Origin of the sequence: Halomonas sp. SpR1, from assembly GCF_031010175.1 — a bacterium.
Taxonomy (GTDB): domain Bacteria; phylum Pseudomonadota; class Gammaproteobacteria; order Pseudomonadales; family Halomonadaceae; genus Vreelandella.
In genome coordinates this window covers 56,955-74,224 of sequence record NZ_JAUAMB010000006.1, presented here as the reverse complement: position 1 = coordinate 74,224, position 17,270 = coordinate 56,955, and the positions used below count along the sequence as shown (strand labels likewise).

Here is a 17,270-nt window from a genome sequence, read left to right as displayed (position 1 = left end):
AAGCGGTTGAACAAGCGCCGTTTAACAAAAAATAACTTAAAGGACGAGAGCGCCAATGCTGTCCCACGCTTTTTTAGCCCGCACCCCGCTGGCCATTATTGTCATAGCCCAACTATTCGGCACTTCACTATGGTTTAGCGTAAATGGCGTTGGCTTGGCACTACAGGAGGCCGTTAGCCTCAGTGAAAGCGATTTGGGTCTGCTCACCATCGCCGTTCAGGCCGGGTTTATTACCGGCACCCTGGCGATTGCCACCTCCGGCCTTGCGGATCGCATTCACGCCAGCCACTTGTTTGCGGTATCGGCTGTTCTCGGCGCGCTGATCAATGCCGCTTTTATCGGCGTGGCCGAGAGCGTAACGCTCGCTGCTATGGCGCGCTTTGCCACCGGGCTCTGTCTGGCGGGGATTTATCCGCTGGGTATGAAACTGGTGGTGAGCTGGACACCCAGCCATGCAGGCGCCGCGCTGGGCTGGCTGGTGGGCATGTTGACGCTGGGTATTGCCTCGCCGCACCTGCTGCGCGGTTTAACGTTGAACCTCCCCTGGCAGTGGCCGCTGCTGCTGGCGTCGCTGTTGGCGCTGCTTGCAGCGTTGATGATTTATAAACTGGGCGTTGGCCCGCACCTGCCAGCCACCGCCAAAAGCGGACGACCTTGGGCAGGGTTAGCGGCGTTCAAACAGCCGCGCTTTCGCGCCGCCGCGCTGGGCTACTTCGGTCACTGTTGGGAGCTTTACGCCCTATGGGCGCTGGTACCGTTTCTGGTCGCCCGGGAGCTGGAGCGCTTGGGCGCTTCCAATACTGCGCAGCCGTGGCTCAGCTTTGCGGTCATTGCGCTGGGCTTACCGGGCTGCGTACTCGCCGGCAGGTGGAGTCGCCATGTTGGCAGCGGCCGAGTCGCCTGCGTCGCCTTGGCAACCTCTGGCGCGCTGTGTTTGGTTTATCCCCTTTTGGGCAGCGCATCGCCCTGGCTGCTGCTGGCGCTTCTGGGCGTATGGGGCGTTAGCGTGATTGCCGATTCTGCGCAGTTTTCGGCGCTGGCCAGCGCCACGGCCCCGCCAGAGCGCCTCGGGGCAGCGCTGGCGATGATGAACGCGATTGGCTTTGGGTTGACCATCCCCTCAATCGCGCTGGTCACCGCACTGTGGTCGAGCCAGTCGCTGGCGGTGATTTGGTGGCTATTGCCGGGGCCCATTCTCGGACTAATCGCCATGCGCGGATTCTCTGCGCATACCATAACGGTCGATAATCGAGGGTGAGTAGCACCTGACGCTCCCCACCCTCTCGCGTTATACTCGCACCCATTAGCTATGCACTTATTCATTTATGCACCTATGTACTTAATGTGCACATTTCTTGCCAGCCGTGAGCCAACTCTCCATGGAAAAGACCTACCAACCCGAACAGATCGAAACCCGCTGGTACGAGCGCTGGGAAGCCGACAACCGTTTTGCACCTTCCGGCCAGGGCGCGCCTTTTTCGATCATGATTCCACCGCCCAATGTGACCGGCAGCCTGCATATGGGCCATGCGTTCCAGGACACCATTATGGATACCCTGACGCGCTGGAAGCGGATGCAGGGTAACAACACCCTGTGGCAGGTAGGCACCGACCACGCCGGTATCGCCACGCAAATGCTGGTGGAGCGCAAGATCGCCGCCGAAGAAGGCAAGACTCGTCACGATCTCGGCCGTGAGGCGTTTATCGATAAAGTCTGGGAGTGGAAGCACGAATCCGGCGGCCATATCACCCGCCAGTTGCGCCGCATGGGCGCCAGCGTCGACTGGAGCCGCGAGCGCTTCACCATGGACGATGGCTTCTATAAAGCAGTGCAAGAAGTATTTGTGCGCCTACATGAAGAGAAGCTGATCTACCGCGGCAAGCGTCTGGTCAACTGGGATCCCACCCTGCATACCGCCATTTCCGACCTGGAAGTGGAAAACAAGGAGCAACAGGGCAGCTTCTGGCACTTCCGCTACCCGCTGGCCGATGGCGTTAAAACTGCCGACGGCAAGGATTATCTTGTCGTAGCCACCACTCGCCCGGAAACCCTGCTGGGCGATACCGGCGTGGCGGTCAATCCAGACGACGAGCGCTATACCTCCCTGGTCGGTAAATTTATCAAGCTGCCGCTGGTCGGCCGTCGTATTCCGGTGGTCGCCGACGAACACGCCGATATGGAGAAAGGCTCAGGCTGCGTCAAGATCACCCCCGCCCATGACTTCAACGATTACGAGGTCGGCAAGCGCCAGAATCATCTGCTGATCAACGTCTTCTCCAAGGACGCAACCATCCTTGAGCAAGCCGAGATCTTTGATCTAAAAGGTCAGCCCCAACCGGATGAAGACGCCACCCTGCCCGCCAAATACGCCGGGCTTGACCGCTTTGAAGCGCGCAAGCAGATCGTCGCCGATATGGATGCCCTGGGCCTGCTGGAGCAGGTCGAAGCCGTTAACAACACCCTGCCGCTGGGGGATCGTTCCGGTGATGTGATCGAGCCGCTGCTCACCGACCAGTGGTTTGTGGCCGTGGAGTCTCTCGCCAAGCCCGCCATTGAAGCGGTGGAGAACGGCGACATTCAGTTCGTGCCCAAGAACTACGAGAACATGTACTTTGCCTGGATGCGCGACCTGCAGGATTGGTGTATCTCCCGCCAGCTGTGGTGGGGTCATCGCATCCCAGCGTGGTATGACCCCGAAGGCAACGTCTACGTCGCCCGCAGCGAAGAAGAAGCCCGGGAGAAGCATGCAATCGATCCCGAGGTGGTGCTTACTCAGGACGAAGATGTACTGGATACCTGGTTTAGCTCGGGCCTGTGGACGTTCGGCACTCTCGGCTGGCCGGAACAAACGCCGGAGCTGGAGACCTTCCACCCTTCCAGCGTGCTGGTGACCGGTTTTGATATCATTTTCTTCTGGGTTGCCCGGATGATCATGATGACGCTGAAGTTCACCAAGCAAGTACCGTTCAAGACGGTTTACGTACACGGCCTGGTGCGCGACGGCCAGGGGCAGAAGATGTCCAAATCCAAGGGCAACGTGCTGGATCCCATCGACCTGATTGACGGCATCACGCTGGATGAGCTGCTCGAAAAGCGCACCGGCAACATGATGCAGCCGAAACAGGCCAAGGCGATTGCCAAAGCCACCAAGGACGAGTTTAAAGACGGCATTGAAGCCCACGGCACCGATGCGCTGCGCTTTACCTTCCTTTCGCAAGCCACCACTGGGCGCGATATCAAGTTTGATATGAGCCGCCTGGATGGCTACCGCAACTTCTGCAACAAGCTGTGGAACGCCTCACGCTACGTACTGATGAACGCAGAAGGCGAAGACTGCGGCACCAGCGGTGAAGAGGTTGAGCTTTCACTGGCCGACCGGTGGATTATTTCCCAGCTGCAAAAAACCGAAGCCCAGGTCACCAAAGCACTAGACGAGTACCGCTTCGACCACGCCTCCCAGGCGTTGTATGAATTCGTTTGGAATGAGTACTGCGACTGGTATCTGGAGCTTTCCAAGCCTGTTTTATGGGATGAAAGTGCCACAGCAGAGGCGAAACGGGGGACGCGTCGCACGCTGGTACGCGTACTCGAGGCCATTCTGCGCCTTGCTCACCCGATGATGCCCTATATCACCGAAGAGATCTGGCAGCGCGTATCGCCGCTGGCAGGGGTGTATATGGGTGACGATGCGTCGATCATGCTGCAAGCCTGGCCGGAAGTCGACGAGAGCAAAATCGATGATCAGGCCAGCCTGGATATCGAGTGGCTGAAAGGCGTCATCATCGCCGTGCGTAACATCCGCGCCGAGATGAACATCGCCCCCGGCAAACCGCTGGACGTGCTACTCACCAAAGGCAAGCCCGAAGACACCGAGCGCCTGGAGAGCAACCGCCGCTTCCTTTCCAAACTCGCCAAGCTGGAAAGCGTTACCTGGCTTGAAAACCCGGATGATGCCCCGCTTGCGGCAACACAGTTGGTAGGCGATATGGAAGTGCTGGTACCGATGGCGGATCTGATCGACAAAGACGCCGAAATCGCCCGCCTCAGCAAAGAGATCGAGAAGCAGGACAAGCTGATCGGCGGCATCGAGAAGAAGCTCGGCAACGACGGCTTTATCGCCAAGGCCCCTGTTGCTGTGGTGGATAAAGAGCGAACCAAGCTGGCCGAATTCCAGGCTGCCAAAAAGCTGTTGGAAGAGCAAAAGGCGAAGATCGAAGCTTTGTAAGGCTGATTAGTTAAAATAGTTCAACCCAAAACGGCACCTGCGAGGTGCCGTTTTGGGTTAGAGGCGCTGACGAGTATTAAGTGGGCCGGGATTGGGTTCATAGAGCATTCGCCTATGGCGAGTAGTGGAAACCTCGAGAAGCTTTTTGGCTGCTTAAATGTCAAACGATGTGCTACCATGTAATACATAGCAACACAAACGGAGCGTAAAAATGAAAAGCGAAATGCTCAGCACGCGCATTGATCATGATACAAAAGTTGCCTTCACTACTATCTGCGATGAGGTTGGTCTTAGCCCTTCTCAAGCGCTCAAACTATTTGCACGTGCAGTCATCAACCATGGCGGCATACCCTTCGAGCTGAAAGTTCGCCAGCCCAATGAAACAACCGCAGCCGCTATTGAAGAGCTCATCCAGGGTAAAGGGCACAAAGCCGCTTCGGTTAACACCATGATGGATGAATTAACCGAAGCCAATGTAAGCAATGTATAGCCTTGAATATTCAACGCAGTTCAAGAAAGACTTCAAAAAAGTCACCAAAATGCCCATTGCTGACATTCTGGAAGTCGGAAACATTATTTCCCAGCTTCAGCGCGGCGAGTCATTACATCCTAAGCATGTTGACCACGCGCTAACGGGAAACTGGCATGGGTTCCGAGATTGCCATATCAAACCAGATCTCGTACTCATCTACAGAGTAGCAAATGAAAATCTTCAGCTCGCAAGAATCGGATCTCATAGCGATCTTTTCTAGCCCCCGCTCTGGTTCATTTGGCTTGTAAAGTCACACGTCCCAAAACCCGCTATCATTCACATCACTTCTATTAGCCAATTTATCCGTTAGCAGCCAGCTAAAGGGAGATCAACAGTGATTGATCATACTGGTATAAACGTCGCCAACCTTTCGATAAGCAAGCAGTTTTACGAAGCGGCCCTATCGACACTAGGGTATGTCGTACGCCTCGATTTTCCAGACGCCGTTGGATTTGGCGCTAGCAATGCAAACCAAGATGATGACCCAGGTGGCGACTTCTGGATTACCCAAGGTACTCCCTTCAACCCCAGAAGCCATCTTGCCTTTCGCGCTGCAAACGAAGCGCAGGTAGTGGCATTTTATAAAGCAGCTCTAGCAGCTGGCGCTAAAGCAAACGGTGCACCGGGGCTTCGCCCTCACTATCACAAGCGTTACTTCGCCGCGTTTGTATTGGATCCAGACGGCTATAACATTGAAGCCGTATTCCACAATTCCGCATTGGAGTAACATCATGGCTAGTGCCTTTGAGAGCATCGGCGAACAGAAATACCCTTGTAAATACGATATTTTTGAATTTGAAGCTGTCGTTTACTATGTCGGTTCGCTCAGACTGCGAGTTATTTCGTATTACCCAACCGCTTAACCATTGGCTGAACCAGAAACACGGATCCATTTCTCAGCGCTTCAAGCGACCCCGCTGGAAGATATCCAGATGAGTTATACAAACTCACTGCAGCTTCATTGCTTGTTGTTACCGCAAGCGCTATGCGCTCACAGCCTTTATTGAGAGCCCAAGCCGTGATTTCATTCAGCAAAGATGTTGCTATGCCTTTCCCTCTCTGTGAAGGTGACACCCACATTTGGTAGATATGGGCAGTCTTACTATCCGGCTCATGTATTACCCCCCAAGCGAGCCCAACCGCATGGCCCGCCAGTTCAGCGATTAAGGGCCGAGCATCCAACCCCCGAAACTCCAGATCCAAGCGCGCTTGCCACTCAGCGTCTGAGAGCAATACTTCCTGCTCGTAAGTTGAGCCAAAAGAGTCAGGTGAATCCTCAAGAGAGCTCAGCCGAACTGACTTATAAAGCGGCCAATCCTGCGGGGGTACTTCTCGGATCTTAACGTCACTCACGCTCGTGTTTTTCCTGCATGATGTTGAGGGGCACAGAAGCACTAAAGATCCTGCGCATACCGTGCAACCATCTCTTCCTGTGACTCTGGAGAGCCGCTGCTACCTATCTGTTCTTGAATCATCTGCCCCATCGTCGGCAATATGGATCGCCCGCGACGGCTCTCATCGGCCCAAAGTTTGGAGCGCATAAAGGCTTTAGCGCAGTGAAGGTAAGCCTCCTCCACGGCCACCTCAATAACCACCTTTGGCACTCGTTTCTCCGATGCAAAAAGCTGTAACTTCTCCGCATCTACCGAGACGTGTGCAGCACCGTTTACTCGCAGCGTCTCATCGACCCCAGGAATTAAAAACAGCAATCCAACCCGACCACTTTCAACGATATTCTTTAGCGAATCCAATCGGTTATTACCTGGGGAGTCTGGAATCATCAGCGTAAGGTCATTAACCACCTTGACGAAGCCTGGCTCTCCGCCACGTGGCGATGCATCAAAGCCTGATGCGTTTCCTGTGGCGATAACAACAAAGGGAGAAAGCTCGATAAATCGCTTACAGTGTCGGTCAAGACACGACAACTGTTTCTTCAGCGCTCGCTCTTTTGGTTCTGGATATAACAGATGCAACTCTTCGATGGTGCGAATCATGATCCCCTCGATACAAAAACTGCCGTATCAATAATAATGAAACAGGCACCAGCTATTGCTAGCGCATTAATGACGATGGCTGTTAACGGTAAGCAGTCTCGAAAATGCCCGCTCTAACTACACAAAATTTTCTTAACCACAACGCTAGCAGAAAATACCTCGAAGGTAATTAGCTTATTAGCTATACCTCATGACAATTATGCAACGTTAGTGCACGATATTTCTGCGGCCTTCCACCGCGACTTAACCACATTTTCTTACAAACCGTGTAAGGTTGGTACAACAACAGCCACTAAGTGGCATCGCTGATTCAGCAACGACACGGACTGCTCTATGCCGATACCGACTGAAGCGCGTTTACAGGCGCTGGCAAGTGAATTAAAGCGGGCCGGAATTACATACCGTGAGCTTACGCCGATGGCGGATACCGGGCTGGCTCACGATCATGTGTGGATTCACCGCATTGAGGGCGATGACTGGGTGGCGCGGCTGCCTAAGCAGAGCCAGATGAACCTGCCGCCTGAAGAGAACCTGGCTTACCAGACCGCCTGCTATCAACGCTCTAGCCCTGGCGGGCATACGCCGAAGCTGTATGGCACTCTACCGCCGAACGAGGCACTGCCACGGGGCGGGCTACTGGTCGAAGCTATCCGCGGCCGCTTGGCGCACCTGCCAGAAGATCTTTCCGCCATCGCGGACGCCCTGGCCAGCCTGCATAGCCAGCCGCTGCCTGGTATCGCGGAGCAGGCACCACTGCTTGCCCCCAAAGACCCATGGCAGGCGATGATAGAAGAAGTCCGCCAGCAGGCGAACTGGTTAGCCGATGCGCAGCTTTCGAGCAAGGTCACCCAGCGCATTAAGCAGGAGCTGGATCTACTTCCACCCCGCTTAAGCGATGCAACGCCGACATTGATTAGCTTTGACACTCACCCTGGCAACTTCTTAATCCGTGATGATGGCCGCGCGGTGCTAGTGGATTTAGAGAAGTGCCGTTACGGCCTGCCAGGCATCGATCTCGCCCACACCTCGCTCTATACCTCCACCACCTGGGACGTCAGCAGCCAGGCGGTGCTAACGCTGAGCGACGTGATCAATTTCTATCGCCGCTGGCAAACGGCCATGGGTGAGTCACCCGATACCGACACCCTGGTTGCCTGCCGTCGCGCCACCTGGCTCTGGTCGTTAACCTGGTGTGCCAAGTGGCGCGCCCAGCACTTGAATGCCAAAGATGGCCAGCAGCGCGGTGAAGACTGGTCGGCAGAGCTCACCGATCCCAACGTAATTGACCACGTGCGAGACCGTGTTGAGCACTATCTTTCGCTGCCGATTATTGATCACGTTCATAGCGAGCTTCAGTGCTTGCAAGCCACCCTATAACGTTTGTATGTCTTTGATGATGAGGTGTGCGATGCCGAATAAACGCAACTCCCTAAGCGCCATAATGACCCTGGGAATGCTGGCTTTCTCTTTAACGGCCACAGCCAACCCTGATCCTGATGACTGGCAAAGCGTACTGGAAGAAGCGGAAGGCCAAACGGTTTATTGGAATGCTTGGGCCGGGGAGGAACGCACCAACGCCTACATTGAGTGGGTAGCACAACAGGTCGATGAGCGTTATGGCATCGAACTGGTTCACGTCAAACTCGGCGATACCTCTGAAGCTGTATCACGTGTACTGGCGGAAAAGCAGGCGGGCAACGACGACGCGGGCAGCGTGGATATGATCTGGATTAACGGCGAGAACTTCGCCGCGATGAAAGAAAACGACCTGCTGTTTGGGCCCTGGGCAGATTCACTGCCCAATTACCCGCTCACCGACCCGGAGAACACCCCCGCCGTGCGCTACGACTGGACGATCCCGGTCGACGGGCTCGAGTCGCCCTGGAGCAGCTCCCAGGTGGTGTTTTACTACGATACGGCGCTGGTAGATGAACACCCCAACAACATGCCAGAGCTACTGGAGTGGGCGGCGCAGAACCCCGGCGAATTTACCTACCCGCAGGTGCCTAACTTTTTAGGCAACGCCTTTATTACCCAGGCAATGCTGGAGCTAAGCGACGACACCCGCATTTTCTATCAGCCGATGCAGGCAGAAGATTTTGACCAAGCCACTGCGCCGCTTTGGGCGTTCCTGGATGAGCTGCACCCCCATCTGTGGCGCGCTGGCCGGGCCTTCCCCTCCAACAGTGCTGATCTACGCAGCCTGATGGGCGACAGCGAAATCAGCATTGCGCTGTCGTTCAGCACCACAGAGGCATCTGGCGCTATCGCCAACTATGAACTTCCCGACACGGTACGCAGCTACGTTCACGACAGCGGCATGATCGGCAATATGAGTTTTATGGCGATTCCCTATAACGCGGAACACAAGGCGGGCGCCATGGTGGTGGCCAACTACTTAATGTCACCCGAAGCCCAGGCGGAAAAACAAGACCCCGAGATATGGGGAAGTAACACCGTTCTTTCCATGGAGCAGCTCTCCGCAGAGGAGCGCGCCCTGTTCGATGGCATTGATCTAGGTATCGCCACACTGCCGCCCAGCGAGCTTGGCGAAGTGCTTGGCCAGCCACACCCAAGCTGGGTCGACGCACTCGCCGAGGCGTGGCAAAACCGCTACGTGAACTAGTCAATGCTGCTTCGCCTCGCCCCGTGGGTGTTAACCAGCGTATTAGTGATGCCGTTAGCAGCGGGTTTGCTGATGGTCATCCTGCCTGCGTTTGGCTACTTACCGGTGCTTGGTGGCGAGACGTTTCACTTTGACGCCTGGCAGGCGCTTTGGCAGCGCCCAGGGCTCTACCGCTCCATACTGCTGAGCTATGCGAGCGGGCTAATCACCACACTGGCGTCGCTGTCTATCGTGGTGCTGTTTCTGGCCGCCAGCCGTGGCACCTGGCTAGACCGCGGCATTCGCCGGCTGGTCTCACCGCTGCTGGCTATCCCTCACGCAGCGGTGGCCTTTGGCTTAGCCTTTCTGATCGCCCCTTCGGGGCTATTCGCCCGCTGGATCTCCCCTGGATTGACCGGTTGGGAGCGCCCGCCAGATTTGCTTATCGTCAACGACCCCATGGGCCTGGCACTAATGGCGGGGCTGGTGCTTAAAGAAGTGCCCTTTTTACTGTTGATGTGCCTTGCAGCGCTGCCCCAACTGGGCCCGGAAAAGCGCGTCACCCTGGCACGTTCATTAGGCTACTCGGCAACTATCGCCTGGCTGAAAAGCGTCTTCCCGGTGCTCTATCCGCTCATTCGGCTACCGGTTTATGCGGTCATTGCCTACGCGACCTCGGTGGTCGATATGGCCATGATTCTTGGCCCAACGCTGCCACCTACCCTTAGTGTATCGATTCTTAGCTGGTTCAATGACCCAGATCTGGATCGCCGCTATATGGCCTCTGCCGGAGCGGTGCTCCAGCTTGGGGTCACCTTGGCTGCGTTAGTGACCTGGTGGCTTGGCGAGCAGTGCGTCAAGCGGCTCAGCCAAGGCTGGTTGGTCAATGGGGCAAGAAGCTCCGGTTCGATGGTGGTTGCCATTAGCGGCCGTGTGTTGCTGGCAACCTCAACACTGATGGCCATTAGCGCGATTGGCGGGCTGGTGATCTTTTCCGTGGCCGGTTTCTGGCGCTTCCCAGACGCCCTCCCCGGCACGTTTACCCTCGATCACTGGCAGCGCATTTTGCCTAGCGTGACCACACCACTGCTGAATACACTCAGCGTGGGGCTAGCCGCGACCCTGATTGCCGCCGTGCTGGTGGTGGCAACCCTCGAGAACGCAGTGCGCCACCATTTACCAGTCAGCCGCTCCCAGTGGCTGCTGTACCTTCCACTTATCGTGCCTCAAGTCGCTTTTCTGTTTGGCTTAGTGGTCGCTGCGGAGAGTATTAGCGTTCGCCCCCAGTTGGCGTTAGTTGTGGCGGCCCACTTGCTGTTTGTGGCGCCTTATCTATACCTGTCGCTGTCCGAAGCCTATCGGCGCCTGGATCCACGCTGGGTGCAGGTTGCTCACTCTCTTGGGGTGGGCCCCTGGCGGGCTTTTTGGCGGATCCGTCTGCCGCTGCTGCTGGCCCCTCTGCTCACCGCCTGCGCGGTCAGTTTAGCGGTGAGTATTGGCCAATATTTGCCCACGCTGTTGCTGGGTGGCGGGCGCGTTCCCACCATTACCACCGAGGCCGTTGCCATGGCCTCCGGCGGCAACCGACGCCTAATTGCCGTACTGGGGTTACTACAGGCGCTACTGCCCTTTATCGGCTTTAGCTTGGCGCTATTGGTACCGCGATTAGTGTGGGCTAAGCGGCGCAATATGCGAGGAGTGGTATGACAGCGAATGCTAATTTTCACACCCATCAGTTGCACACTAAGCAACTTCACATCAAGCAACTGACTATTTCGCTACATGGCGAGACGCTGCTAGCCATCGAAAGCGTTATCCAGCCGGGGGAAGTATTAACCGTAATGGGCCCTTCGGGTTCAGGTAAATCAACCCTGCTGGCTTACTTGGCGGGCTTTCTGTCGCCCGCCTTCAAAGCCCAGGGCCAACTCTTCCTTGATGAACAGCGCCTGGACACTCTGCCTGCTGAAAAACGTGGCATAGGGCTGTTATTTCAGGATCCGCTGCTGTTTCCGCACCTCAGCGTGGGCGGCAACTTGCGCTTTGGGCTACCTCGCCAGGTTCACGATAAACGCCAGCAGGTCACCCAAGCGCTTGAACAAGTGGGGCTGACAGGCTTTGAAGCCCGCGACCCGGCTACCCTTTCCGGCGGTCAACAGGCGCGGGTGGCGTTGATGCGTCTGCTGCTCTCCAAGCCGAGAGCGGTGCTACTGGACGAGCCGTTTTCCAAGCTGGATACGGCGCTGCGCCAGGAAATGCGTTCGCTGGTATTTAGCCAACTGCGTGAAGCAGGCCTGCCTGCACTGCTGGTCACCCACGACCACGCGGATGCCAAGGCGGCGGGAGGATCAATCATTGAGCTCGGCTGACCCAGCGCCTCAGCTAAGCATCATTATTCCCATGCTTAACGAGGCCGCCGGTATTGAAGCAGCCCTGGTGCCACTGCAATCTCTGCGCGCCCAGCACCTTTCGACACAGTTCGAAGTGATTGTGGTCGATGGCGGTAGTGGCGATGACAGCGTTCGCATCGCCACACCGCTGGCTGACCGTGTGCTCAGTAGCCCACCAGGGCGAGCACTACAAATGAACCTGGGCGCACAGCATGCCAGTGCGCCCATGCTGCTTTTCCTGCATGCGGATACCCAGTTGCCCGAGGGTAGCGTTGAGCAGATACCCCAAGCGCTCATCCACCACGCCTGGGGGCGCTTTGATATTAAGCTTTCAGGCCGCAGCCGCTGGCTGCCCGTGGTGAGTTGGATGATGAATCAGCGCTCGCGGTTAACCGGCATCGCCACCGGCGACCAGGGCATATTTGTACGCGCCGCCAGCTTCAAGGCCGTCGGCGGCTTTCCCGAACAACCGCTAATGGAAGATATTGAGCTCTCTAAACGACTCAAAAAGCGCTCTTCCCCAGCCTGCTTGCGGGCACAAGTGGTAAGCTCAGGAAGGCGCTGGGATGAGTTCGGCGCTTGGAAAACCATCCGCCTTATGTGGCGACTGCGCTATCGCTACTGGCGCGGCGTGAGCGCAACCCAACTCGCCAAGGAGTATCGCGATGCCCGCTGAAACACCCCACCTGCACCTGCTCGCCAAAGCGCCGCTGGCGGGGCAGGCTAAAACGCGTCTGGCCCCCCTGCTAGGTTTTGAAGGGGCTGCCAATGCCCACGCGGAGCTGGTACGCCACTGCGTCGCCAGCGCCTGCAAAGCGCTACCTGCCGAAAACGTCACGCTATGGACGGCGCTTGATCACGCACACCCACTATTTATCGAGCTTCGCGAAGCGTTTGGTGTGACGCTGCGCGCCCAGCCAGAGGGTGATTTAGGCGCGCGGGTTCGCTATGCCCTGAACAGCACGCCAGGGCCTGCCATGCTGATGGGCAGCGACTGCCCGAGCATTACCAGCACACTGATTACTACCTGCGCGCAACAGCTGGCCAGCTTTGATGTGGTGCTGTTACCCGCCGAAGATGGCGGCTACGGCTTTGTGGGCACCCAGCAAGACTACCCCGCCCTGTTTGAAGATATTCCATGGGGTACCCAAGGCGTGCTGAGCACTACTCGGCAGCGCATTAAACTGCTGGGACTGAGCGCCGCCTATCCCGAAACAATTTGGGATGTGGATCGCCCCGAAGACTGGCAGCGCTGGAAAGGTGTCTCCATGTCAATGTAAGGAAACGGACGCTCTGTTCACTTAGTAATCACCGATACCGATCTTATTAGCGCTGGAGCTTTTATTGTGACCCGACAACGTTTACTGATTGCCGCGCTACTGATCATTGCCATTGGCGTGTTTTTCCTGAGCGGGGCCCACCAATGGTTCACCCTGGACACCCTCAAGGCGTACCAGAACGACTTTCAGGCAGCGTTTAACCAACACCCTTGGCAGGTGGCGGGCATCTTCTTTGCCGTTTATGTCGTGATGACGGCCCTTTCACTCCCTGGCGCCACGCTGTTAACCCTGCTGGGTGGCGCCCTGTTTGGGCTCGGCTGGGGGCTGCTGATTATCTCCTTTGCCAGCACATTGGGCGCCACCCTGGCCTTCCTACTCTCGCGTTTTTTATTTCAAAAACCCATTGAGAAGCGCTTTCCGCGCCAATTTGCCGCTGTGAATCGCGGTGTCGAGCGCGACGGTGCCCTGTATCTTTTCACCCTGCGTTTAGTGCCGGTGTTTCCGTTTTTTATGATCAACCTGGTGATGGGCCTGACGCGGATCAAGACTGTCACCTTTTACTGGGTAAGCCAAGTCGCCATGCTGCCCGGCACCACTATCTATGTAAATGCGGGTGGGCAGCTAGGTGATTTAGAGAGCCTGGGCGGCATCCTTTCACCCACGCTTATCGCGTCGTTTTTACTGCTTGCCGTCTTCCCCTGGATCGCTCGGCGCATTGTACTGCTGGTGCAGCAGCGCAAGGCTTATAAAGGCTTTACGCGGCCAGCGCGCTTTGACTACGACATTGTGGTGATCGGTGGTGGTTCAGCCGGCCTGGTCACCAGCTATATCGCCAGCGCGGTAAAAGCCAAGGTAGCGTTGGTGGAAAAACATAAAATGGGTGGCGACTGTTTAAACACCGGCTGCGTCCCTTCCAAAGCACTCATTCGCGCTGCCCGTGCCGCCCATGAGATACGTAGCGCCCACCGCTTCGGAGTGACCTCCAGCGAGCCAGAGATCGACTTTGCCAAGGTGATGGGCCATGTGCATCAGGCGATTAGCGATATCGAACCCCACGACAGCGTGGAGCGCTATCGTGGCCTGGGCGTTGAGGTGTACCAGGAGCACGCCAAGCTCACTTCGCCATGGGAAGTCCAGGTGGGCGATAAAACCCTGACCGCTCGCCATATCGTACTGGCCACCGGCGCCCGCCCCAAAGTGCCATCGCTAGCAGGTATTGAACATGCTCCCGTGCTCACCTCTGAAAACCTATGGTCACTGACAGAACTACCCAGACGCTTGGTAGTGCTTGGCGGCGGTGCGATTGGCTGCGAGCTAAGCCAGAGCTTCGCCCGTTTGGGCAGTCAGGTTACGCTGGTGGAAGGGCTTTCCCAACTTCTGGGCCGCGAAGATCCAGAGGTCGGTGAGCTGGCTGAAAGCACCCTGGTTGACGAAGGTGTGATGGTGATGACCGACGCCAAAGCGATGGAAGTTCTTAACGAGGATCGCGGCTATCAGCTAGCGGTGGAGCATCATGGCGAGCGCAAGCTGCTCCCCTTTGACTATTTGCTGGTGAGCGTGGGGCGCCAGGCCAATGTTGAGGGCTTAGGGCTAGAAGCGCTGGGCATCACGACCACCCAAGCGGGCACCCTTGAACTTAACGAGCGGCTGCAAACTCGCCTACCTAATATCTGGGCCTGTGGTGATTTAGCCGGGCCTTATCAGCTTACTCACGCCGCCGCGCACCAGGCGTGGCACGCGGCGGTCAATGCGCTGTTTGGCGAACTGAAAAGCTTTGCGGTGGATTATCGCTATATGCCTGCGGTCACCTATACGCAGCCGGAAGTGGCGAGGGTTGGGTTAAACGAAAAAGAGGCCAAGGCACAAGGTGTTGCCTTTGAGATCACCCGCTACGCCATGAGCGAAAGTGACCGCGCCATTGCCGAAGGCGCGACCCAGGGCTTTATTAAGGTGCTTACCGTACCTGGCAAAGACAAAATCCTGGGAGCCACCATCGTGGCCGAAAACGCTGGTGAGTGGCTAGGCGAATTTACCATCGCCATGAAGCACGGCCTGGGCCTCAACAAGCTGCTGGGCACCATTCACCCCTACCCCACGCTGGGCGAGGCAGCCAAAGCTACGGCAGGAGTGTGGAAGAATGCTCATAAACCCGAGCGGGTGCTGGCACTATTGAAGCGCTACTTCAATTGGCGGCGCGGTGACAACGCAGCGAAAAAACACAGTGAAAAAAAGAGTGACGCCTAGCCAACCTCATGAAATATAGCTAGCTGGCGAGAGCCCAGTTAGTCGTTCCGGCCATTCACCGGCGGATGTGCCTTGGCGAAGGTCTCCAGGATATCGCGCACCACTTTTCGCTGAGCAGCAGGCAGCCCACGGTAGAGCGACAGCAACTGGCGCTCTTCATTGGTCGATGACATGTCCCAGTTGGCGGGAGGTTCACTGACATTATAAGCGTTGCTACCGCCATAGCGGAGGTGGTGCGGATCGACTAACAACCAGCGGGACAACACCTGGAGCTTATCCTGACTGGGGATTGAGTCACCGCGCAGCCAACGCCTTACGGCCTGAAACGTAATTGGCTTTCCCCAATAGCGAAGGTTAAATTCCCGCTCAAGCACTGAAGGCCGCGCTTCGTACCCGGCTGCTTCTAGTGCCGCTTTCAAACGCTCGGCGAACATGATTTTTTCATTCATGCCGCCAATGTGAAGCGATTGTTCAATAATAGTTGAATAACGGTTCACCTTTTGATTGAATCATTAATTCAATTTCGAGTTTTCGCTTAGCAGTTCCGGGCGAGTGGCTATGCTAAACGCTGAAGCGCGGCGCTTGAGGAGTCATTCATGATGAGTGGCACACTATCTCCATCGGTGCAAAATCTCGACAACCTGTGTCAAAAGCTGGCGCTACTATGCGGCTCGGCTACGCCTCTGGAGCTTTTTGAACTGCTGGCTAAAACGCTCCACGCGCTTACTCAGGGTCAACCAGTGGCACTCTATCGCCGCTTAAGCACAGACGATCTCAGGTTGGCATACTGTTACCCGCTGGAAAGTACGCTGGCCTCCCATCACGAACTGCTCACCATTCGCTGTTACGACGACCTAGCTGCTTCAGACCTGCAACTTTATGAGCTAAAGGGCGAACATGAGGTGTGGGGGTACATTGGTCATCCACCTGCGGTTCACGCTGGGCCTAGCGAGTGGATCCAGCTACTCGTCGACATCGCATCCCAACGTTTACGCCTGTTAAAAGCAGAGCGCATGGCCGCTCGCCAATCAAGTTTAAAGTCTCGCCGCAGACTGCTCTCCCGGGATATTAAACGACTCACTTCCATCGACGATATTTTGCAGCATCATGGCGCCAGCTGGTGCGATATTTTTCAGGCCAAAGGCATAGCGCTGGCTTATCAGGGCGATCTCCACTGCTTTGGCGAATGCCCCTCCAAGCCCCGGCTATTTCATCAATTACAGCAGTTGAACCAGCAGAACGCCCATGACGAAATTGCCGAGCTGGATGGCAGTTGCCAAGGCGGCTTGGCTGCCCCTCTTAGTGTCGCGAATGCCTCCCTAGGCTGGTTGCTACTGTTTCGCCAGCAGCCGCTTCTCCCTGCGCTAGTGGCTGATACAAAGTTTAAAGACGCCTTAAGCTATTGGATGCCTCTGGAAGCTTCCATGATCATAGAACTGGCTGACGATATAGCAGTGGCCATAACGGCCCATGAGGTCGTTCACCTAAATCGCCAGTTAACCAAAACAAATCAACGCCTTGAGGGTCTGGCCCATACCGATCCCTTAACAAAATGCTGGAACCGCTACTATACAGAGCTGGTGATCGAGGATTTAATCCTCTCCTCCGTCAGTTTCGCCATGTTGATGTTTGATATTGATGATTTTAAAAATATTAACGACACCTATGGCCATGCCGTCGGGGATGATATCTTGTGTGATATAGCGCAGTTAGTGCAGGAGACGCTGAGAGCTGATGACCACCTTGGTCGCTGGGGAGGCGAAGAGTTCGTCATCATATCCAAGGAGCTTGGCCAAGACGCCAGCTTGAAGCTGGCTAACCGGCTCTGCCGCAGCGTGGAGCAACACACCTTCCCCATCGCCGGTCATTTAACGGTTAGTATCGGACTCACCCTATTACAGCCCGGCGACCAGCCTCGCCAGCTATTTGAAAGGGCGGATCAAGGCATGTATCTGGCCAAAATGGCGGGTAAAAACCAAGTCTTTATCTGCTAAATATCCAA

16 protein-coding genes are annotated in these 17,270 nt (G+C 56.2%); 13 read left to right on the top strand and 3 right to left on the bottom strand.

What is annotated here, in order from left to right:
- Positions 1-55: 55 nt before the first annotated feature.
- The 5 genes from QT231_RS06555 (at position 56) to QT231_RS06535 (ending at position 5,485) form a co-directional block, all read left to right on the top strand.
- Complete coding sequence (locus tag QT231_RS06555; protein ID WP_308336112.1) at positions 56-1,258, top strand: MFS transporter; 1,203 nt, start codon at positions 56-58, stop codon at positions 1,256-1,258.
- Between the two features lie 121 nt (positions 1,259-1,379).
- Entirely contained in the window at positions 1,380-4,226 is a 2,847-nt protein-coding gene (locus QT231_RS06550; protein WP_308336111.1) for a valine--tRNA ligase, read from the top strand.
- A gap of 211 nt (positions 4,227-4,437) precedes the next feature.
- Positions 4,438-4,716, top strand: a complete 279-nt coding sequence (locus QT231_RS06545) for a type II toxin-antitoxin system RelB/DinJ family antitoxin (RefSeq protein WP_308336110.1) — start codon at positions 4,438-4,440, stop codon at positions 4,714-4,716.
- Positions 4,709-4,978: a type II toxin-antitoxin system YafQ family toxin gene (locus QT231_RS06540; protein WP_308336109.1), complete on the top strand. Its 270-nt coding sequence runs from the start codon at positions 4,709-4,711 to the stop codon at positions 4,976-4,978. The genes QT231_RS06545 and QT231_RS06540 overlap by 8 nt, the downstream gene beginning before the upstream one ends.
- A 114-nt stretch (positions 4,979-5,092) precedes the next feature.
- Entirely contained in the window at positions 5,093-5,485 is a 393-nt protein-coding gene (locus QT231_RS06535) for a VOC family protein (RefSeq protein WP_308336108.1), read from the top strand.
- Between the two features lie 110 nt (positions 5,486-5,595).
- On the opposite strand, the gene QT231_RS24305 is transcribed toward QT231_RS06535, so the two are convergent.
- Positions 5,596-6,111, bottom strand: coding sequence for a GNAT family N-acetyltransferase (locus QT231_RS24305; protein ID WP_374694381.1), 516 nt, complete (start codon positions 6,109-6,111; stop codon positions 5,596-5,598).
- 41 nt (positions 6,112-6,152) lie between these two features.
- Positions 6,153-6,752 (bottom strand): pyridoxamine 5'-phosphate oxidase family protein, encoded by a 600-nt coding sequence (locus QT231_RS06530; RefSeq protein ID WP_308336107.1) that lies wholly within the window; start codon positions 6,750-6,752, stop codon positions 6,153-6,155.
- A 333-nt stretch (positions 6,753-7,085) separates the two neighbouring features.
- On the opposite strand from QT231_RS06530, the gene QT231_RS06525 reads away from it, so the two are divergent.
- From QT231_RS06525 to QT231_RS06495, 7 genes are all read left to right on the top strand, one after another.
- The gene (locus QT231_RS06525) at positions 7,086-8,129 is read left to right on the top strand and encodes an aminoglycoside phosphotransferase family protein (RefSeq protein WP_308336106.1); all 1,044 of its coding nucleotides are present in this window, start codon (positions 7,086-7,088) and stop codon (positions 8,127-8,129) included.
- Positions 8,130-8,160: 31 nt separating this feature from the next.
- Entirely contained in the window at positions 8,161-9,378 is a 1,218-nt protein-coding gene (locus QT231_RS06520) for an ABC transporter substrate-binding protein (RefSeq protein WP_308336105.1), read from the top strand.
- A gap of 3 nt (positions 9,379-9,381) precedes the next feature.
- Entirely contained in the window at positions 9,382-11,064 is a 1,683-nt protein-coding gene (locus QT231_RS06515) for an ABC transporter permease subunit (protein ID WP_308336104.1), read from the top strand.
- A complete protein-coding gene (locus QT231_RS06510; RefSeq protein WP_308336103.1) occupies positions 11,061-11,723 on the top strand; it encodes an ATP-binding cassette domain-containing protein in 663 nt (220 codons plus the stop codon). Before QT231_RS06515 ends, QT231_RS06510 begins: the two co-directional genes overlap by 4 nt.
- Entirely contained in the window at positions 11,710-12,420 is a 711-nt protein-coding gene (locus QT231_RS06505) for a TIGR04283 family arsenosugar biosynthesis glycosyltransferase (RefSeq protein WP_308336102.1), read from the top strand. The genes QT231_RS06510 and QT231_RS06505 overlap by 14 nt, the downstream gene beginning before the upstream one ends.
- Positions 12,410-13,024: a TIGR04282 family arsenosugar biosynthesis glycosyltransferase gene (locus QT231_RS06500; protein ID WP_308336101.1), complete on the top strand. Its 615-nt coding sequence runs from the start codon at positions 12,410-12,412 to the stop codon at positions 13,022-13,024. The genes QT231_RS06505 and QT231_RS06500 overlap by 11 nt, the downstream gene beginning before the upstream one ends.
- A 66-nt stretch (positions 13,025-13,090) precedes the next feature.
- Positions 13,091-15,268: an FAD-dependent oxidoreductase gene (locus QT231_RS06495; RefSeq protein WP_308336100.1), complete on the top strand. Its 2,178-nt coding sequence runs from the start codon at positions 13,091-13,093 to the stop codon at positions 15,266-15,268.
- 38 nt (positions 15,269-15,306) lie between these two features.
- On the opposite strand, the gene QT231_RS06490 is transcribed toward QT231_RS06495, so the two are convergent.
- Complete coding sequence (locus QT231_RS06490) at positions 15,307-15,765, bottom strand: transcriptional regulator (protein WP_308336099.1); 459 nt, start codon at positions 15,763-15,765, stop codon at positions 15,307-15,309.
- Positions 15,766-15,864: 99 nt separating this feature from the next.
- Here QT231_RS06490 and QT231_RS06485 point away from each other — a divergent pair, with 99 nt between their 5' ends.
- Positions 15,865-17,262: a GGDEF domain-containing protein gene (locus tag QT231_RS06485; protein ID WP_308336098.1), complete on the top strand. Its 1,398-nt coding sequence runs from the start codon at positions 15,865-15,867 to the stop codon at positions 17,260-17,262.
- Positions 17,263-17,270: the final 8 nt, after the last annotated feature.

What these genes read in the sequence shown, in the direction of transcription:
- QT231_RS06555 (WP_308336112.1), top strand. Translation starts at nt 56, where the DNA reads ATGCTGTCCCACGCTTTTTTAGCCCGCACCCCGCTGGCCATTATTGTC.
- QT231_RS06550 (WP_308336111.1), top strand. Translation starts at nt 1,380, where the DNA reads ATGGAAAAGACCTACCAACCCGAACAGATCGAAACCCGCTGGTACGAG.
- QT231_RS06545 (WP_308336110.1), top strand. Translation starts at nt 4,438, where the DNA reads ATGAAAAGCGAAATGCTCAGCACGCGCATTGATCATGATACAAAAGTT.
- QT231_RS06540 (WP_308336109.1), top strand. Translation starts at nt 4,709, where the DNA reads ATGTATAGCCTTGAATATTCAACGCAGTTCAAGAAAGACTTCAAAAAA.
- QT231_RS06530 (WP_308336107.1), bottom strand. Translation starts at nt 6,752, where the DNA reads ATGATTCGCACCATCGAAGAGTTGCATCTGTTATATCCAGAACCAAAA.
- QT231_RS06525 (WP_308336106.1), top strand. Translation starts at nt 7,086, where the DNA reads ATGCCGATACCGACTGAAGCGCGTTTACAGGCGCTGGCAAGTGAATTA.
- QT231_RS06520 (WP_308336105.1), top strand. Translation starts at nt 8,161, where the DNA reads ATGCCGAATAAACGCAACTCCCTAAGCGCCATAATGACCCTGGGAATG.
- QT231_RS06515 (WP_308336104.1), top strand. Translation starts at nt 9,382, where the DNA reads ATGCTGCTTCGCCTCGCCCCGTGGGTGTTAACCAGCGTATTAGTGATG.
- QT231_RS06510 (WP_308336103.1), top strand. Translation starts at nt 11,061, where the DNA reads ATGACAGCGAATGCTAATTTTCACACCCATCAGTTGCACACTAAGCAA.
- QT231_RS06500 (WP_308336101.1), top strand. Translation starts at nt 12,410, where the DNA reads ATGCCCGCTGAAACACCCCACCTGCACCTGCTCGCCAAAGCGCCGCTG.
- QT231_RS06485 (WP_308336098.1), top strand. Translation starts at nt 15,865, where the DNA reads ATGATGAGTGGCACACTATCTCCATCGGTGCAAAATCTCGACAACCTG.